Raw genomic sequence first — 17,875 nt, 5'->3', positions numbered from 1 at the left:
CCACTTCTCCAATTGTACGGTTTTGGCCGAAATAGGGTGCCATGTCTAAGTGCCTCATTCTGCACGGGATGGAAGCGATGAGGGCTTGACAGGGATTTCTCATGGCGGACGGATTAGCGCACGTGCAAAGTGGACGAACGGTCATGCCTGAAGACGGGCGGTCATGCCTGAACAGGTGCTGGTGTCAGGACGCGCTGTAGCGGTCCAGCCATGGTAACGGCGGTAATTACGTGGCCGGCCCATTCGCCGTCGACCTGCAGCGGAACGGTCTCCTGTGTGACCAGTGCCTGAGCCTTGCAGATGGTTATGCCGGGATGCAGGCGGGCCAGGCCTAGCCAGGCCAGAACGAACCAGAGGGGCAGGGTGAGTCTGGCGGGTGGGGCGACGAGGATGACGTGGAGCGAGGGGTCGTGAATGGATGCACCGCGGCCTATGCCGCGGAAGATGCCCTGCAGGTCACCGATGCGAAGCCCCATGGCGCTGACGACAGTGTGCTCTGCCCTGCTGCCGTCGGACTGCTGCACCTCGACCTGAAACTTCGGGAAGCGATGGGAGCAGAAGAGGCGGAGTGCGTGCTCGTAGTAGCGCCATCGGCCCAGACCGCCGCGGTTGACGGTGAGCATGCGATACATCAGCAGACCGTCCGGCCCTGCTCCTGCCATGCAGAGCGAGTAGAGCGTTGGAAGGTCGCCGCGATGCACCGCCATGGTGCGTAGCTGGATGGAATGCTGCGGGTGCAAGAGGGTGGCGGCTCGCAACGGATCGCTGGGAATACGCAGTTCCTGCGCCAGAGCGTTGGCTGAGCCGCACGGGATGATGCCAAGTGATGCGCCTGTGCCGGCGATGCCCTGCAGGACGTCGTGCACGGTGCCGTCTCCCCCGCAGGCGAAGACGGCTGCAGCACCCTGCCGCACGGCGTCTGCCGCCTGCTGCGCACCGCTGCCTTTCGCGCGAGTGGCTTCGGACTCTACATGGAAGCCTTGTGATCGCAACGTGGCGATTACACCTTGCACGACGTGTGATCGCCGCTCGCGCTGCCTGCCTGCTGCCGGGTTGTAGAGGAGCTTCGACGGCAGCATTCGATCGCGAGGCGCGTTAGCGGTTCTGGATGACGATCTTCATCGAGTCGGGCTGTGGGTTGCTGGCGAGATCGATGGCGGCGACACTTTCGCTGAGCGGGAAGCGGTGCGAGATGAGACGGGTGAGGTCGAAGGTGCCGTCGCGGTAGCCCTGGAAGACGAGGTCGATGGCTTCGTCCTGGATGGCGACGGAGGAGCTGTAGCTGCCCATTAGGGTCTTCTCGTCCATGCAGACGGCGGCCGGATCGAAGGGCGCTTCGCCGTGCTGAGTTTGAGCGAAAAGACAGACGCGGCCGCCGGGGCGGATGGCGTTCATGGCGGTAGTGATGAGGCTGTTGGCACCGACCGCGAGCAGGGCTACATCGGCGCCGCGGCCTTCGGTGGCGGCTTTGCAGGCTGCGACCACGTCGGAAGTCGCGTCGAGTGGACGATCAAGGCCGTAGGTTGCGGCAACCGCGTGGCGTTCGGGGTAGAGATCACTGGTGAGCACGGTAGCGCCGGTGCGCTTTGCGAGTGCCGCCAGCAGTATGCCGATGGGGCCCTGGCCGATGACGAGCACTGTCTCGTCCGGCTCCAGGTGAAGCAGATCGACGGCTTTGTAGCAGGTATTCACCGGTTCGATCCAGGCGGCCTGCTCGAACGGAATATCGGCTGGGACCTTGACGAGGCCCTTACCGACGATCCAGTCCATGACGCGGATGTACTCGGCGAAGCCGCCACCGGAGGGCGTGAACCCGGCGGTGGTGCCGACCTTCTTGTACGTCTCGCACTGGGCAAATGTCTGCTTGCGGCAGTAGTAGCACTCGCCACAGGGGATGTGGTGGAAGGCCATGGCGCGGTCGCCTACCGCCCAGCCTTGAACGCCCTCTCCCACGGCGGCGACGATGCCGGCCATCTCATGCCCGAAGATGCGCGGTGCCGAGTGAGAGCCGGTGTGGATCTTCTTGAGGTCCGTGCCGCAGATGCCGCAGGTGTCGATGCGGAGCAGGACTTCGCCCGGGCCGATCTCCGGCACGGGAACGGTCTCAACACGGACGTCGTTGACGGCGCGATAGACCGCGGCCTGCATAGTGGCTGGGATGATGCTGGTGGTGGTGCTGGGAGCTTCGGCAGTTGCGGACGGCATGGATCTATTTTCGCTGATTGCGCGCAGACGGGTTAGCGTGGCTTTTCGATGCCGAGCTCACCGGCGAGCGAGTCGCAAAGGTTCGCTGCGGCGAGCTTTGCCTGTTTGCCGAAGCGGGCGACGTCGGACCAGTGGCGTGGGCGCAGAGCCACGTGGAGAGCGAAGCTGGCCTGCGCGAAGGTTCCGTCTTCCCGCACAAACGGGTTCAGGTCGGGCAGGTTGTCGATGAGCGCGTCGGAGACGGCCTTGACGCAGCGGAATGGAAGGTTGTGCGCGGCGGCCAGGCGGGCGAGGGTCGCGGCTTCCATGTCGACCATACGGGCGTCGGGGTAGCGGGTAGCCAGTTCCAGCTTGTGCTCCCGGGCCGCGACTTGGCGGGCGGTCAGGAGGGTGCCGTGGCTGGCCCACTCGGACGGCGTGCAGCGAAAGACTTCACCGGTGGCGAGGTCGCGGACGGCGTCCGCGCGGAGCACATTGCCGGCGTGCGCGGATTCGACCAGGCCGCCGACCCAGCCCACGGAGAAGACGGCGCGTACCTCGCAGACCTGCTGGGCGCGAGCAAAGGCGCGGGTGGCATGGCGCGCGCCCATGCCGGCGTGGAAGGCGAAGATGGTGTTGGACGGGTGCTGGTAACCGGCGACGCCGTCGACCGTGGCGAGCGCAGCCCAGGAGCGGACGAGCGGTGCTATCTCGCCGGGCATGGCGGCGATGATGACGACGGCGGGATTGCGTTGGGGTTCCATGCGTTCGATGAGCTTCGGTCTTCCCTGCCGGCGGAGCATGTTTCAGGCTTGCGGAAATGCGGGTGCATACCCGTTCGCGACGAACCAGTCCATGGCCGCGCGCAGGGCCTTGTAGACGGGCCGGACCTGGAAGCCGAGATCGCGCTCGGCTTTGGCGGATGAGGCGAACATGTATTTGCGGCCCATGCGGACGGCCTCGACGGTGGCGCGTGGTTCCTTGCCGCGCAGCTTGCCAGTGATCGTCTCGTCGAAGAAGGCGAAGGCCATGGCGACGGCGTGCGGAACTTTCATGCTTGGCGATGGCAGGCCGGAGATGGCGGCCATCTTGTCGAGGATTTGCTTGAGCGTGAGATTCTCGCCGCCAAGGATGTAGCGTTCGCCGGGCGTGCCACGGTCGAGCGCGACGAGGTGCATGCGCGCGACTTCGTCGACGTCGACGAGGTTGAGGCCTGTGTCAACGTAGGCCGGGAACTTGCCGTTGAGGAAGTCGACGATGATGCGGCCGGTCGGGGTGGGTTTGCGGTCGCCAGGGCCGATGGGCGTGGTCGGATTGAGGATCATCACGTACTGGCCGGCGCGTGCGGCGGCGATCGCCTCCTGCTCGGCGAGCCACTTGGAACGCTTGTAGTGGCCGATCATGTCGGCTTCGGAGACGGGTGACTGCTCGTCGACGATGGTGGTGTCCTTGCGGAAGCCCATGGTCGCGACGCTGGAGGTGTAGACGACTCTGCGGACGCCCTCCTCGCGCGCAATGCGGAGCAGGTCGCGGGTGCCGTCGACGTTGGCCTTGTACATGTCCGCGGGATCGGGCACCCAGAGGCGGTAGTCGGCGGCGACGTGGACGAGGGCGTCGCAACCACGGAGGGCGGAGCGCAGGCTTTCGGGGCTGCGGAGATCGCCCTGCACGGCGTCTGCACGGAGACCTTCGAGAGCGGCAAGGTTGCTGGTGGAGCGCGTGAGGAGGCGAAGCTGCGCCCCGGCGTCGCTGTAGGTGCGGGCGACGTGGCTCCCGACGAAGCCGGTTGCGCCGGTGAGAAAGACCTGCATGGACAGCTAGTCTAGCTTTTCCGGCTCGATCTGGATGTTCTTCTCGCCGGCGGCCTTCTTTTCCCAGTACTTCTTGACCCAGGCCTCGAAGGTGCGGCCGGCGGCGGTGTCGCGGCCGCTGAAGTTGAGCGCGGCGATTTCGCTGTACGGGATGCTGCGGCGGGTGCGCTGCTCGCCCTTGCTGGGAATGATGCGGACGAGCGAATCGGTGAGCGAGCGGCCCTGCTTGCGATCGAAGATGTAGCCTTCGAGAGCTTCGCCGGAGCGCAGAGTGAGCGTGACGTCGCCGCGGTAGTCGAAGGCTTTTTCGAGGGCCTCGCGGGTTTCGGCGTCGGTGGCGAGGGCCGGTATCCAGCCCTCCAGGTTTTCGCGCTCGCGGCCTGCCGCCACTTCCTGCGTGTCGGGCGTCTCGTGCTGCAGTTGTTCAATCTTCAGGTGCTCCTGCTGTTCGGTCGCCATCAGTTGTTAGCTCCCGACCACGGCGGTGGTGTCGTGGTTCTCAATGGCAGAAGCCTTGGAGATAACCGGCGTGCCGATCTGGACGAGGGGGCCGTGGCTTGTGGGTTGCCAGTCGTTCAGCAGCTTGGCCGCGTCGTCGTCCTTGTACTGCCAATTGAAGAATGCCTTGGCGGTGGCGACGAAGCCCTTGAGCGAGCCGAAGGTGTAGTTGACGCCGCTGGCTTCGTAGCCGGAGTGAACCATGCAGTTGGCGCAGCGCGGGTTGCCGCTTTCCGTGCCGTAGTTGGACCACTCGACCTCGTCCATGAGTTCCTGGAAGGTGTCGGCGTAGCCGTCCTGGAGCAGGTAGCAGGGCTTCTGCCAGCCGAAGATCGAGAAGGTGGGCATGCCCCAGGGCGTGCAGGTGAGTTCGCGCTTGCCCATGAGGAACTCGAGGAACATGGGGCTGGCGTTGAATTGCCACCGCTTCTTGCGGTTCGACAGCAGAGCGCGGAAGAGGCGCCGGGAGCGGGCGCGGCCGAGGAAGTGCTTCTGGTCGGGCGCCTTGTCGTAGGTGTAGCCGGGCGAGACCATCATGGAGTCGACGCCGGCGTCCATGAGCTGGTCGAAGTGGCGGCGGACGGAGTGCGGATCGGCGCCGTCGAACAGCGTGGTGTTGGTGGTGACGCGGAAGCCGGCGGCGACTGCGGCGCGCACGCCTTCCATGGCGATGTCGTACCCGCCTTCTCGGCAGACGCCGAAGTCGTGGTGCTCGCGCTCGCCGTCGACGTGCACGGAGAAGCTGAGGTACTTGGACGGCTTGAACAGGTGCAGCTTCTCCTTGAGCAGGAGAGCGTTGGTGCACATGTAGACGTACTTTTTACGGTCGACCAGGCCCTGGACGATCTCGGGCATGCGCGGGTGCAACAGGGGCTCGCCGCCGGGGATGCTGACCATGGGCGTGCCGCACTCTTCTACAGCGCGGAAGCACTCCTCGGGCGTCAGCTCGGCCTTGAGGATGTGGGCTGGGTACTGGATCTTGCCGCAGCCGGCGCAGGCCAGGTTGCAGCGAAAGAGCGGCTCGAGCATGAGCACGAGCGGATAGCGCTTGCGGCCCTTCAGCTTCTGCTTCAGAACGTAGGTTGCGACTGTCCACGCCTGTGCGACTGGTACTGCCATGCTTGCTTGCTCCTTTTGCTCTAGTTTCGCCCAGGGCGACTGCTGTGCCAAGGGACGAAGCGGAACAGGTGCCAAGGGCGGAACAGGTTTCCGACGGTGGCACCGGGTTCTTCGATCAGGCTTCCGAGGCCTCGTTGGTCATGCTGCGCTGGTAGGTGCTGAGCGCGAGCAGAGGGAAATACTGCTTGTACAGGTGGTAGCCAAGGTAGAAGACGCGCGGGAAGCCGGTTCCGGTGTAGTAGCTTTCGCCGTTGCGGCCGGGGACGAGCTCGCTCCAGGAGCCGTCTTCCTGCTGCCGCTCGGTGAGCCAGCGCACGCCCTTGGCGACCGAGTCGGACCGGTTGTCGCCGCCCGCGAGAAGAGCGAGTAGCGCCCAGGCAGTTTGCGAAGGCGTACTGGCGCCGACTCCGCGCTGCGAGGGATCGTCGTAGGTGCCGCAGGTCTCGCCCCAGCCGCCGTCGGAGTTCTGCACGGAGCGTACCCACTCGACGGCCTGCTGCACCTCAGGCTCGTTGTGGCCGAAGTTCATGGCTTCCAGGCCGCGAAGGACCAGGAAGGTGCCGTAGAGGTAGTTCACGCCCCAGCGGCCGAACCAACTGCCGTCCGTCTCCTGTTCCTTGCGGATGAACTGGATGGCCTTTTCGACGCGCGGATCGCGACGGGTGTAGCCGTACGAGGCCAGCGTCTCCAGAATGCGGCCGGTGATGTCGACCGTCGGTGGGTCCAGCATCGCGTTGTGATCGGCGAAGGGGATGTACTGGAAGATCATCTTGGTGTTGTCGCGGTCAAAGGACGCCCAACCACCGTTGCGGCACTGCATGCCGAAGATCCATTCAATGGCGCGCTGCGCCGCCTCGTGCTGGCGCCGCTCCTGCGGATGATCTACGGACTTGAGAGCCAGCAGGACTTCGCCGGTATCGTCCACATCGGGATAATGAATGTTGTTGAAGAAGAAGGCCCAGCCACCCGGGGCGACGTTCTTCACCTTCTCCGCCCAGTCGCCTTTGTGCAGCACCTGCTTGCTGAGGAGCCAGTCGGCGGCTTTGACCATGCGAGGGTCGGTTGAGGAAACGCCTGCATCTCCGAGAGAGGAAACGACCTGTGCCGTGTCCCACACCGGCGAGAAGCACGGCTGCATGCGGAAGGTGGGCGTCGGGTAATCCGGCGTGCCCTCCGGGCAGTCGATGCCGAGCTTCTCGAACTCGTCCATCGCGCGGATCATCTGCGGATCGTCGAAGGAGTAGCCCATGCTACGCAGAGCCACGATGGCGTTGAGCATGGCGGGGTAGATGGCGCCGAGACCGTCGGATCCCTCAAAGCGTTCGAGCATCCACTGCTCTGCCCGCTTCAGCGCCTTGCGGCGGAGCGGCCGGATGTGGACGCGCTCGTACCACTGCGCAATGCGATTCCAGAAGAGGAAGAAGTTCCGCCAGGAGATCTTGTTCTGCTTGTCCCAGCGCGGGTGCAGATTGGAGTTCTCGCGGCCGCCCACGAAAAGTTCGCCGATGCCCTGCTCGGGCGAGAGGCGCTTCAGCGGCTTCTTGGCGTAGATGATCGACAGCGGAACGAGAATGCCGCGGGACCACGAGCTGATCTCGTAGATGTTGAAGTAGAACCAGTTCGGGAAAAGAACGATCTCCGGCGGGACAGCGGGTACGGCGGACCAGTCGTACTCCCCAAAGGCGCACAGGTAGATCTTGGTGAAGGTGTTGCACTCGACGACGCCGCCGTTGGCCAGAACCCATTTGCGGGCGTTGACGAGCACGGGGTGGTCTGCGCTCCAGCCCATCAGCTTGAGCGCATGGTAGGCCTTGACGCCGTAGTTGATGTTGGACGGGCCGCCGGGGTAGAGGCTCCAGCCGCCGTCGGCGTTCTGGTGGCGCAGGATTTCATTGACGGCACGCTCAAGCTTACCGGGATCGCCCGTGCCCAGCAGCTTGTGCATGAAGATGTAGTCGGCTTCGAGCATGACGTCGGCTTCTAGCTCGCCGACCCAGTAGCCTTCCGGGTGCTGCTGGCCAAAGAGCCACTGGACCGATCGCTGGATGCTCCCGCGAACGACGTCCAAAGCCACGTCGATCCTTCCGAATCGAGGCTGGGTGGGAGCCTGATTCGGATTCGAGGATGTAGGCGATAGCGACATGAAGATGGGATGAACCTCGGGCACAAGAAGAAGCAGAGCAGGAGCTTCTTCCTGCGTTGCAGCTAGACTGTGGGACGCGGCGCCGACGCGATTGCCTGAACGATTTCCGGGGGCAAACCGAACCGGACGTTCTCCGGCATAACTTCCACCTCGTTTGCCGATCCGAATCCACGCGCCTGGAGGTAGGCGACAACCTCCTGGACCAGGACCTCAGGAGCGGAGGCGCCGGCCGTGACGGCAACGCGCGAAGCCGACTCAAGCCATTCGGGCTGGATGTCTTCCGCTTTGTCGATCAGGTAGGACTTGGTGCCGAGGTTGAGGGAGACTTCGACCAGGCGATTGGAGTTGGAGCTGTTGCGGGAGCCAACGACGAGCACCACGTCTGCATTGTGCGCAACGTTCTTGACCGCGGTCTGGCGGTTCTCCGTGGCGTAGCAAATGTCCTGCGCGTGGGGACCGACGATGTTGGGGAACTTGCGCTTGAGGGCGTCGATCATGTATTTCGCTTCGTCGAGCGAAAGCGTCGTCTGCGTGAGGTAGGCGACTTTGTCGGGATCTGGGACGACCAGAGCTTCGACTTCTTCGACGGTGGAGACCACCTGGGTAACGTCAGGAGCTTCGCCCTGCGTGCCTTCGACCTCTTCGTGGTCGCGGTGCCCGACCAGAACGAGCGAGTAGCCCTGCTTGGCGAACTTGATCGCTTCCACGTGAACCTTGGTGACCAGGGGGCAGGTGGCGTCGATCACTTTGAGGCCGCGCTCCTTGGCGCGATCGCGGACCGCGGGCGAGACGCCGTGTGCGGAGTAGATCACACGCTGGCCTTCGGGAACCTCGTCCAGTTCGTTAACGAAGATGGCACCCTTCTGGCGCAGATCGTCGACAACGTAGCTGTTATGCACGATTTCTTTGCGGACGTAGATGGGAGCGCCGAAGGTATCGAGCGCAATCTTTACGATGTCGACGGCACGCACCACGCCAGCGCAGAAGCCTCGCGGCTTGAGCAGGAGGACCTGCTTGGTCTGGCTATCGTTGGCGGGAACTTCCGCCTCGGCGAAGAGGGGGTCAGCAGCTAGTGTCGTCACAGTCAACAGTATACCGGACCGCAGAGGTCCTAGCTACGCCGAATCGCACCTGAATCGGTGCAGGGTCTCCGGGCAGAGCGGGTGAGGAAGACCTGTCCGGAGATCCTGATGAGAGGTTTACAGGTGGCCTTTGCAGCCCGTGTGCGGGCAGTCGCAGCCCAGGCTGATGGTGTAAGCCTTGGTCTGCTGCTCACAGGAGCTGGAGCAGTATTTTTTGCCGTCGGCGCAAACGCAGGTACAGCCCTCGTGAGCGCACTTCCTTGGTTCGTTTGCCATGCTTTCTCCTCTGGCTGAAACAGCCGTACCTACTGTAGTAGCGGGAGACGCGGATTGTGAAGTGGATCGCCGCTGTCAGGAACGGCTTGCTTTCAGCATCTGTTCGGCGTGGCGAAGGCTGGTTTCGGTGACGGTGGCGCCGGAGAGCATGCGGGCGACTTCGAGGGCGCGCTCCTCCTCCTTGAGCTGGCGGATGTCGGTTCGGGTGCGGCCGGCTTTTTCCGTCTTGCTGATGAGGAAGTGCTGGTTGCCGAACGCGGCAATCTGAGGCAGGTGGGTGACGCAGAGCACCTGCTGGTGGGCGGCGAGGGATTTCAGCTTGGCGCCGACGGCCTCTGCCGCGCGGCCGCCGATGCCGATGTCGATTTCGTCGAAGACGAGGGTGCGCGGCAGGGCGATGCGGCGCTTGGTCTTGCCGGGGCCGCCCTCCTCGACCGATACCTTGAGTGCGAGCATGACGCGGCTCATCTCACCGCCGCTGGCGATTTCTTCGAGCGGCTTCAAGGGCTCGCCCGCGTTGGTGGCGATGAGGCACTCGATGTGGTCCCAGCCGGTGGCCGTCCAGAACTGCTGCTCTTTTTGAGGCGCGACCTCGACGCGGAACTTGACCGTCATGGCGAGATCGTTGATCTGCTGCTCGGCCAGCTTTTCCAGCCGGCGCGCGTTGCTGGTGCGGGTTTCGGTTAGGTCCTGCGCGACGCAGGTGTAGATGTGCTCGGTGTCGGCGACGCGCTGTTTGGCTTCGGCGATCATGGCGTCGCGGTTTTCGATTTCGGCCAGCTTTTGCGTGACCTCTTCGCCGTACTGGATGACCTCAAGGAGGGTGCGGCCGTACTTGCGCTTGAGGCGGTCGAGCAGGGCGAGGCGGTCTTCAATTTCGGCCAGGCGCTCGGGCGAAGCGTTGATGTTTTCGGCGTAATCGCGGACGGTGCTGCTGATGTCTTCGACGGTGGCGCGGGCGTTGGCAAGCTGGGAGGCGTGCTCGACGAACTTGGGTTCGAACTTTGCCAGCTCGTCCAATTGCTTCTGCGCAGAGGTGAGCAAAGTTGCGGCGGCGGCTTCGCCTTCGTACAGGAGGTCGCTGGCGCTCATGGCGGCGGTGTAGAGCTTTTCGGCGTTGCTCAGGACGCGCTTTTCGGCCTCGAGGTCGTCGTCTTCGGTGTCGCCGGTGATAGCCGCGTCCAGGATCTCACCGCGCTGAAAGCTCCAGAGGTCGGCCATGCGCAGGCGCTCCTGCTCGTCGGTGGAGAGGGCGTCGAGCGCCTCGCGAGCCTGGCGCCAGAGATGGTAGGCGACGAAGACCGCTTCCCCGTTCTGTTCCTTGTCCAAATCTTTGTGAGCCAGGAGGCGTTCGCGGATGCGCTGGGCGGCTTCGGGCGCGGGTGCGTTCTGGGTGTGGATGCCGGCGAAGCGGTCGAGCAGGCCGCGCTGCTGCGCCTGGTCAAAGGCGCCCAGGGTTTCCGATTGCGCGTGAACCAGGGCCAGCTCCGGGGCGAGCTGGCGCAGGACACCGACGGTGGCGGGCTGGTTGTTGATGAAGACGCGGCCCTTGCCGCCGGAGGAGACCTCACGGCGGAGAAGGATTTCGGTGCCTTCGACGTCGATGCCGTTCGCTTCGAGAATGCTTTCGGCGCCGGCCGTGGTTTCAAAGACGCAGGAAACGACGGCCTTCTCTGCACCGTGGCGAACGACGTCGCTGGTGGCTCGCTCGCCCATCAGCAGAGCGAGAGCGTCGACGAGGATCGACTTACCCGCGCCGGTTTCGCCGGTGAGCAGGTTGAGGCCACCACCGAAGGTGGCCACCGCGTGGTCGATGACGGCGTAGTTCTCAGCGCGCAATTCCAGCAGCATGGGGGCGTTCCTCGCAGAGCGTCAGCAGGGTGCGTGAACGGTGCGGCACACCTGGGACTTTTGCCTTCTCTTCGCGCCGAGCATAGCACGAGGTCGAAGGCGGAAGGTCGCGAGTATTTGAGGCCGCACCCACAGTGGTACTGCGGTCTGACACGCGCCGCGGGCCAGCGGTAAGGGCGTCGTTCTACACTCAACTTCAAGATGCCTGCGAACGTTTTCGCCACGCTCGGTCTTGTTCTGTTGCAGGACGACCTTTCCACTGCCACGCCGAGCCCGGCGGCGGCGCACGCCAGCGGCGGAGCGCTGGCCGACATGCTGCACAACAGCGGACCCACGGCGCTGCTGGTCCTGATTGTGCTGGCGGCCATGTCGATCTTTTCGTGGATGATCATGATCGGTAAGTTCTCCGCGTTTCGCCAGGCGGGACTGCAAAACCAGCGATTTCTGAAGGCGTTCCGCAAGAGCACGCGGTTGAGCGAGATCGCCGGGGTTGCCGACCAGTTTCAGCCGGCGCCGCTGGTTGGCGTGTTTACGGAGATCGTCGAGGAGTATCAACGGCAGACCGGCGGCCGCGGCCTGCCGCGCAGCCCGCAGGCGATCGAGCGCGCCGCTGGAATTGCTTCGAGCGAAGCCCTGACCGAGATGGAAAGCCGGCTGACATGGCTGGCGACCATTGCAGCGGTGGCGCCGTTCGTGGGTCTGCTCGGAACGGTGCTGGGCATTATCGATGCGTTCCACGGCCTGGGAACCCAGGGAGCGGCAACGCTGCGAGCCGTGGCGCCGGGCATTTCAGAAGCTCTGATTACGACGGCAGCGGGCCTGGTGGTCGCGATTCCGGCGGTCGTCGGCTACAACCAGTTGACGGCGCGCATCCGGGAATTCGGATCGCGCATGGATGATTTTGGCCGCGAGCTGCTGAATGCGATCGAGAACGCGGCGGCGGCTCCTGCACCGGGGCCGGGACCGTCGTCTGTACGCGCGGCGGCTGACCGGCTTGGCATGGAGCGCTGACCATGGCATTTTCAAGCGGCGGTCGCAGACAGGCAGGCCTCGCGGAGATCAACATCACGCCGCTGGTCGATGTGGTGCTGGTGCTGCTGCTGATTTTCATGCTGACGGCTCCGGTGCTGCAGTCGGGCATCGAGGTCGCCGTGCCGCAGACGCGAGCGGTGAACCAGCTGACGGAAGAGCACAGCGTGGTGACCATCGATGCCGACCAGCGCGTGTACTTCCAAGACAAGCCGGTGAGCCTGGACCAGTTGCCGGGCTTGGTATCGCAAGGCGCGGGTGACGCGTCCAAGCGAGTGATCTATGTGCGGGCAGACGGCAAGGTTCCGTTCGAAGCGTTTGCCTCGGTGATGGACGCAGTGAAACGCGGTGGCGTGACGAACATCAGCGTGGTGACACGGCCGTTTGACCAGACTGTCGCGCACTAAAAGCCTGTTTGGCGGCAAGCAAGAGTGCCGTGCGGTGTGACGGACGCGGCGCAGAGTGACGTTTCCGTCCAGAAGGTAGAGCCAGGAGAAGCCCACAAGCCGTGCCGGCCCTGAAAGAGCGCGCAGTAACCCGCAAGGCGTCGACCGGCCGTGAGCTGGCCGGATCGCTGCTGGTGCATGGGCTGCTGATCGGGGGCATCCTGGGCTCGGGCATTCTCTTTCACGGCAAGACTGAGAAGTGGGGCGACTCTGAGGAGCTTGCCGGTGCGGTGCAAGCGACGGCGGTCACGGCAATCCCGCTGCCGCCACGCGTGCCGCCGAAGGAAGAGAACGTGCTGGCCACGGACCGGCCCAGCGTAGCCCCGCCTCCGCCAAAGGAAGCCGCGGAGCCGCCGCCGAAGCCGACCGACGTTCCGGTGAAAGTGAAGAAGCCGGAAAAGGAGCCGCCGAAGAAGGTGGCGGACAAGCTTGCACCGGCGACACCGAAGATTGTGCCGCCCAAGGTAGTGGAGCCGCAAAAGGCGACCAGCGGAGCGTCAGGTGGTGTGCGCATTGCGATGCAGGCGGTGACGAACAAGGTGGGAACGTCGGCGATCAACGTGACGGACCAGAGCTTTGGAGCGCGCTTCGGGTACTACGTGCGGCAGATGAATCAGCGCATCAGCCAGCAGTGGGTGACGGCAACGCTGGATCCGGACGCGCAGGGCCGGCGCGTGTACATGACGTTTCGCATCGATCGAAGCGGGCAGTTAAGCGAGGTCCGCATTGTGCAGTCGAGCGGCAACCGGTCGCTGGATTCAAGCGCGGTGCGAACGCTGGAGCGCATTGAGACGCTGGCGCCGCTGCCGGAGGATTACACGGGCAACTACATCACGGTGCAGTACTACTTTGAGCCGTCGTAGATCAAGGGTTTGCAGAGCGGTGCCTGCGTGGAAACCGGTGTGGTTCCCGCGCGGAGAAACTCTCACGGAGGGACGGCGGCGAGCGTCTACCATGATGAGGATGGCACAACGGTCCACATTTCTCTTCTCTCTTGCATGCTCGTTTGTGTTGAGCTCGTGCAGTGTTGTGCGAGCGGCGGCGCAGGACACACTGAGCACCGGAATCAACAAAGGCGTCGATCGCATCCGGATTGCGCCGGCTCCGTTTCACGCAGACAACGCGGATGCCGGGCCGCTGAAGGTGACCTTCGATGCGGTGCTGGAAAGTGACCTGAAGAACGCGGGCGTGTTCGACGTGGTGTCGAAGAGCATGGAGCCGCAGGCACAGCCGGCGAACCCGAAGGACATCAACCTGAGCCAGTGGTCGCAGAACCCCGCGAACGCGGCGTTTGTGGCGCTGGGTGGCTTCGGCCTGACGGGCGGCCGGCTGGTGGTGAACGCGTTTGTGGTGGACACGCACAATGCGCAGTATCCGCAGGTGATCGGCAAGCAGTACACCGACACGGCAACCGACGAGAATGCGCGGCAGATCGCACACCGCTTTGCGGACGAGATCATTCTGCGGCTGGGCGGCGGGCTGCCTGGCATTGCAGAGACGAAGCTGTATTTCATTCACGCGGGTGGTGGAACTAAGGAAGTCTGGGCTATGGACTACGACGGTGCCAACCCGCACGCGATCACGCACCTGGGCAGCATTGCGCTGTCGCCCCGGGTTTCGCCGGATAACTCGCGCGTGGCGTTTTCGACGATCAGCAATGCCGGCAACCAGATCCGGATGTATTCCCTCTTGCTGGGCCGCATGGTGAACTTTTCGCAGACGGGTGACCTGAACATTACGCCGGCGTGGTCGAGCACCGGCCAGTTGGCGTGGGCTTCGTCGCGCAGTGGCAACCCGGAGATCTATGTGGGCGATGCCAGCGGCAATGGAGCGCGGCGCGTGACGAACTCGCGAGGGTCGAACAGTTCGCCCACGTGGAATCCGAAGACTGGATCGCAGATTGCGTTCATCAGCAGCCGCACGGGACTGCCGCAGCTCTACATCATGGATGCGGACGGCGCGAACGTGCAGCGCATGACGGATGGCGGGTACGCGACGTCCGTTTCGTGGTCACCCAACGGACAGTTTCTGGCGTTTGCCTGGAATCGTAAGTACGGTCCGGGTGCTCCGGGCGGCCAGGACATCTACGTGATGGACATCGCGAGCAAGCGGTGGGTTCAGTTGACTAACGGCATTGGACGGTGCGACTTCCCGACCTGGTCGCCGGACGGTCGACACATTGCGTTCGCCGTGGGTTCGGGACCGCGCGGACAGATCTGGAGCATGCTGGCCGACGGAACCGAAAAGCAGAAGCTGACGAGCGGAGACATGCCCAACTGGAGCTTCCGCTAGGTATCCGGCGGCAGGCTTTTTGCACCCAATGGGGAGGGACGCTACTCCCGAGGGCGCGAGGAACACAAAGGGATCGGATCCCAGAGACGTTGTTTTGAAGGAGAACGGAATGTTGCAAAGCAAGGGCTGGACCGGTCGAGAGAGCCAAAGTTCGTGGAAGCGCGCCGGCACGGGCGTAGTAGCGACGTTGCTGCTGACGCTGTCGCTGAGTGGCTGCCACAAGAAGAAAGTCGCGCCTCCGCCGCCTCCGCCTCCCGCGGTCGATGCACCCACGGCAACGCTGTCGGCTGACCCGCTGGCGATCGACCAGGGTCAGACGGTGACGCTGACCTGGCGCACGACGAATGCGACGGACGTGTCGATCGACGGCATCGGAACGGTAAACCCCAACGGAACGCAGACGGTGACACCGTCGAACTCCACGAACTTTCACCTGGTTGCGAAGGGCGAGGGCGGCACAACAGATGCGAATGTGCGCGTGACCGTGCGTGTGGCCGCACCTCCGGCCAATACCGGGGACAGCAGCAACATCTCCGGCGATATGGGTACCGATGCAGCGTTCCATGCCGCGGTGAAGGATATCTTCTTCGATTACGACAGCTACGATCTGCGGGCGGACGCACAGACGAACGCGTCGCAGGCGGCCAACTACCTGACGCAGCATCCGGCGATCCGCGTGGTGGTGGGCGGGTACTGCGACGAGCGCGGCTCGGCCGAGTACAACCTGGCACTGGGCGAGAACCGCGCCAACGCAGCCAAGCAGGCGCTGGTGAATGCGGGCGTGTCGGCGGATCGCATTCGCGTGGTGTCGTACGGCAAGGAAAAACAGTTCTGCACGGAAGCTAACGAAAGCTGCTACCAGCAGAATCGCCGCGCGCAGTTCAACCTGGATCGCTAACGCGCAAGAGCCGGCGGTGCGCCTACGCGGCGCACCGCCGGCCAGGAGCCATGCATGACGACCTTTTCGCTTCCACTTCTGAGGCACGGCCGGGTCCGTGCCGCCGTTCTGGCGCTCACGCTTTCTGCGACGACGTTTGCCGCGCCCAACGCTTTTGCAGCGAGCAAGGAGATGATCCAGCTGCAGACGCAGGTGCAGCAGCTGCAGGACGCAGTGGCCCGGTTGCAGCAGTCGAACGACGAGCGCATGGGCGTGCTGAAAGACCTAGTGCAGCAGACTGCAGACTCGGTCAACAAGATGGGGTTGACGGTGGGCCAGTTGCAGCAGCAAGTTGCTGCGCAGGCGCAGGGTGAGGGTGGCAAGGTCGACCAGGTGTCCGGGCAGGTGCAGTCGCTGAACGATTCGCTGGACGAGCTGAAGGCGCGCCTGCAGCGAATCGAAAAGTCGCTTGGCGATGTGCAAAGCTCGCAGCAGTCGCTGAACGCGCGGCTGGAGGGTGGCGCCGCGCCGGGTGGATCATTGCCTGCGGCAACGGGTGCGGGCAGCGAGACGGCCCCAGTGACGAACCCGCGCGGCTCGCGTGCACCGCGCACCACGGCTCCGCCTCCGGGCTTCCCGTCTGACAGCTCGACCGAGACGGCGCCCCCGGCAGGAACGGCACCCGCTGGAGCGGATGCGACTCCTGCGGCTGCGACCGGAGCTCCGCCGGTGGCGGACCTCTACCAGACCGCGTTCGGCGATTACAACGCGGCGAAGTACTCGCTGGCCAAGGCCGAGTTCAACGATGTGATCCGGTTCTACCCGGACTCGAATTTCGCGGGAAATGCGTACTTCTACCTGGGCGAAATGCTCTTCAAGACGCGCGACTACGGCCCGGCAACCCGGCAATATGACAAGGTGATCGAGCAGTATCCGGGTAACCCGAAGATTCCTGCCGCGCAGTTGCGCAAGGGCCAGGCGCTCATTGGGTTGCACCAGACCGAGGCGGGCGCGCGCGAGTTGCGGTCGCTGATTCAGCGCTATCCGAACTCACCCGAAGCTACGACTGCGCGCGCGCGGTTGGGTGACTTGGGCATGGGGACCACGGCAGCACGAGCTCGCTAAGCGCCAGCACCTGCAGCGTCGGTTCGTTTACGAGCGCATGCCGTGCAGTGCGGCTGCTAGTTCCTGCTGAGCCTCTGCTGTTGGCGCGACCAGTGGAAGCCGAGGACGGCCACCGAAATATCCGCTCAACTCTGCCCCACTCTTCACCAGCGCCGGACCGCCCGCCAGCAGGGTGGGTTCGATTGCCGCCACGCGACCCTGTTTCTCGCGCATGAGGGAGGTATCGCCGTCCTTCCAGGCCGCCCAGATCTCGAAGACTGCCTGCGGAATGGAGGCGGCCACTGGCGTGGCGATGCCCGCGGCACCCGCGCGCAGTGCCTCCGTGGAGTCCACGGCGTGAGCCCAGAGAATTTGAGAGCCGACCTGCTTGGTACGCGTGCGGAGTTGTGGGACTGCTGGTGCTTCGAGGATCGCAGCCGTGGAGGTCGCGGTGGCTGAGCCTGCCGACAGCGCGGCAGCCGACACGAAGCCACTGGCAGACGCCGAAAGCTCAGCTTGCGGAGGGCGCAACATGCGGCGCGTGGCAGCGGTGAACGTGATGGTGGTGGTCACCGAGCGACGCACGGACGAAGTCGCGTCGCGGAGATCGGCGACGCGGCTGATGTGCTGCGATTGCTCGAGGACACCCAGTACGTTTGGGTGAGCCGCGAGATCGGCGAGCAGGTCGATGGGCAGCGCACTGCCACCGCAGCGGCTTGCCAGGAGGCAGGGCAGCGGAGCGCCGTCTGCGATGACGCGAAACCAGGTGGACAATGCCGGGATGTCGTTGGCCCATTGCGGTGGCGGGGCCAGGAGCAGGAGGTCGTACTGCATGTTGGCGGCGTGTTCCGCCATGATCAAGGCAGGGTGGCAGCCTCCCTGGTTCAGGGTTGCGGTCAGGACCTTCTCCGGTGCCGCCGTATCTGCAACGGTTCGCAGGATCTCACGCTGCTCGGCCAGCCCGAGCGAAAGCACCTCGCTTCCCTCTCCAAGGACGATCAGCCCGGCAACGGGTGTGAGCGAGTACCGGCGCACATTGTGTTCGAGTTTGCGCGCGTACACGCGACCGTCGGGGTAGAAGGGTGTGGTCAGCGGAACATGAACGCCATCGAGGAGCATGCTTCATTATCGCGTGGCGCGCCGGGTGCCCAAAAGTGGCATAC

Annotated in this window: 16 protein-coding genes; 6 read left to right on the top strand and 10 right to left on the bottom strand. The window is 64.3% G+C overall.

Going from position 1 to position 17,875, the window contains the following annotated elements; all coding sequences use genetic code 11:
* Nucleotides 1-161: 161 nt before the first annotated feature.
* The 9 genes from OHL12_RS04390 to OHL12_RS04350 form a co-directional block, all read right to left on the bottom strand.
* Nucleotides 162-1,079, bottom strand: coding sequence for a diacylglycerol/lipid kinase family protein (locus OHL12_RS04390; RefSeq protein WP_263412615.1), 918 nt, complete (start codon nt 1,077-1,079; stop codon nt 162-164).
* Between the two features lie 16 nt (nt 1,080-1,095).
* Nucleotides 1,096-2,205, bottom strand: coding sequence for a zinc-dependent dehydrogenase (locus OHL12_RS04385; RefSeq protein ID WP_263412614.1), 1,110 nt, complete (start codon nt 2,203-2,205; stop codon nt 1,096-1,098).
* A 32-nt stretch (nt 2,206-2,237) separates the two neighbouring features.
* Complete coding sequence (locus OHL12_RS04380; protein WP_263412613.1) at nt 2,238-2,948, bottom strand: phosphorylase family protein; 711 nt, start codon at nt 2,946-2,948, stop codon at nt 2,238-2,240.
* A gap of 42 nt (nt 2,949-2,990) precedes the next feature.
* Nucleotides 2,991-3,995, bottom strand: coding sequence for a hopanoid-associated sugar epimerase (gene hpnA, locus OHL12_RS04375; RefSeq protein WP_263412612.1), 1,005 nt, complete (start codon nt 3,993-3,995; stop codon nt 2,991-2,993).
* Between the two features lie 6 nt (nt 3,996-4,001).
* A complete protein-coding gene (locus OHL12_RS04370) occupies nt 4,002-4,454 on the bottom strand; it encodes a hypothetical protein (RefSeq protein ID WP_263412611.1) in 453 nt (150 codons plus the stop codon).
* A 6-nt stretch (nt 4,455-4,460) separates the two neighbouring features.
* Nucleotides 4,461-5,612, bottom strand: a complete 1,152-nt coding sequence (hpnH, locus tag OHL12_RS04365; protein WP_263412610.1) for an adenosyl-hopene transferase HpnH — start codon at nt 5,610-5,612, stop codon at nt 4,461-4,463.
* Between the two features lie 115 nt (nt 5,613-5,727).
* Nucleotides 5,728-7,755: a squalene--hopene cyclase gene (gene shc, locus OHL12_RS04360; protein WP_263412609.1), complete on the bottom strand. Its 2,028-nt coding sequence runs from the start codon at nt 7,753-7,755 to the stop codon at nt 5,728-5,730.
* Nucleotides 7,756-7,817: 62 nt separating this feature from the next.
* Complete coding sequence (locus OHL12_RS04355; RefSeq protein WP_263412608.1) at nt 7,818-8,837, bottom strand: 4-hydroxy-3-methylbut-2-enyl diphosphate reductase; 1,020 nt, start codon at nt 8,835-8,837, stop codon at nt 7,818-7,820.
* Nucleotides 8,838-9,188: 351 nt separating this feature from the next.
* Nucleotides 9,189-10,964 carry a DNA repair protein RecN gene (locus OHL12_RS04350; RefSeq protein ID WP_263412607.1) on the bottom strand — a complete coding sequence of 592 codons (1,776 nt, stop codon included), beginning with the start codon at nt 10,962-10,964 and terminating at the stop codon, nt 9,189-9,191.
* A 201-nt stretch (nt 10,965-11,165) separates the two neighbouring features.
* On the opposite strand from OHL12_RS04350, the gene OHL12_RS04345 reads away from it, so the two are divergent.
* The 6 genes from OHL12_RS04345 to bamD all read left to right on the top strand — a co-directional run bounded on the left by OHL12_RS04345 (nt 11,166) and on the right by bamD (nt 16,733).
* Complete coding sequence (locus OHL12_RS04345; RefSeq protein WP_263412606.1) at nt 11,166-11,975, top strand: MotA/TolQ/ExbB proton channel family protein; 810 nt, start codon at nt 11,166-11,168, stop codon at nt 11,973-11,975.
* A gap of 2 nt (nt 11,976-11,977) precedes the next feature.
* On the top strand, nt 11,978-12,400 hold the full coding sequence (locus OHL12_RS04340; RefSeq protein ID WP_263412605.1) for an ExbD/TolR family protein: 423 nt from the start codon (nt 11,978-11,980) through the stop codon (nt 12,398-12,400).
* 101 nt (nt 12,401-12,501) lie between these two features.
* Nucleotides 12,502-13,302, top strand: coding sequence for an energy transducer TonB (locus tag OHL12_RS04335; RefSeq protein ID WP_263412604.1), 801 nt, complete (start codon nt 12,502-12,504; stop codon nt 13,300-13,302).
* 100 nt (nt 13,303-13,402) lie between these two features.
* Complete coding sequence (locus tag OHL12_RS04330; RefSeq protein WP_263412603.1) at nt 13,403-14,731, top strand: DPP IV N-terminal domain-containing protein; 1,329 nt, start codon at nt 13,403-13,405, stop codon at nt 14,729-14,731.
* 109 nt (nt 14,732-14,840) lie between these two features.
* On the top strand, nt 14,841-15,629 hold the full coding sequence (pal, locus tag OHL12_RS04325) for a peptidoglycan-associated lipoprotein Pal (protein WP_263412602.1): 789 nt from the start codon (nt 14,841-14,843) through the stop codon (nt 15,627-15,629).
* Between the two features lie 54 nt (nt 15,630-15,683).
* Complete coding sequence (gene bamD / locus OHL12_RS04320; RefSeq protein ID WP_263412601.1) at nt 15,684-16,733, top strand: outer membrane protein assembly factor BamD; 1,050 nt, start codon at nt 15,684-15,686, stop codon at nt 16,731-16,733.
* 27 nt (nt 16,734-16,760) lie between these two features.
* Here the strand turns inward: bamD and OHL12_RS04315 are convergent, their stop codons facing one another.
* Nucleotides 16,761-17,831, bottom strand: a complete 1,071-nt coding sequence (locus OHL12_RS04315; protein WP_263412600.1) for a dihydrodipicolinate synthase family protein — start codon at nt 17,829-17,831, stop codon at nt 16,761-16,763.
* Nucleotides 17,832-17,875 lie beyond the last annotated feature (44 nt).

It is taken from the genome of Terriglobus aquaticus (assembly GCF_025685415.1).
Classification (GTDB): Bacteria; Acidobacteriota; Terriglobia; order Terriglobales; family Acidobacteriaceae; genus Terriglobus; species Terriglobus aquaticus.
The sequence above is the reverse complement of the archived record's forward strand: the minus strand, read 5'-3'. Positions and strand labels throughout refer to the sequence as shown.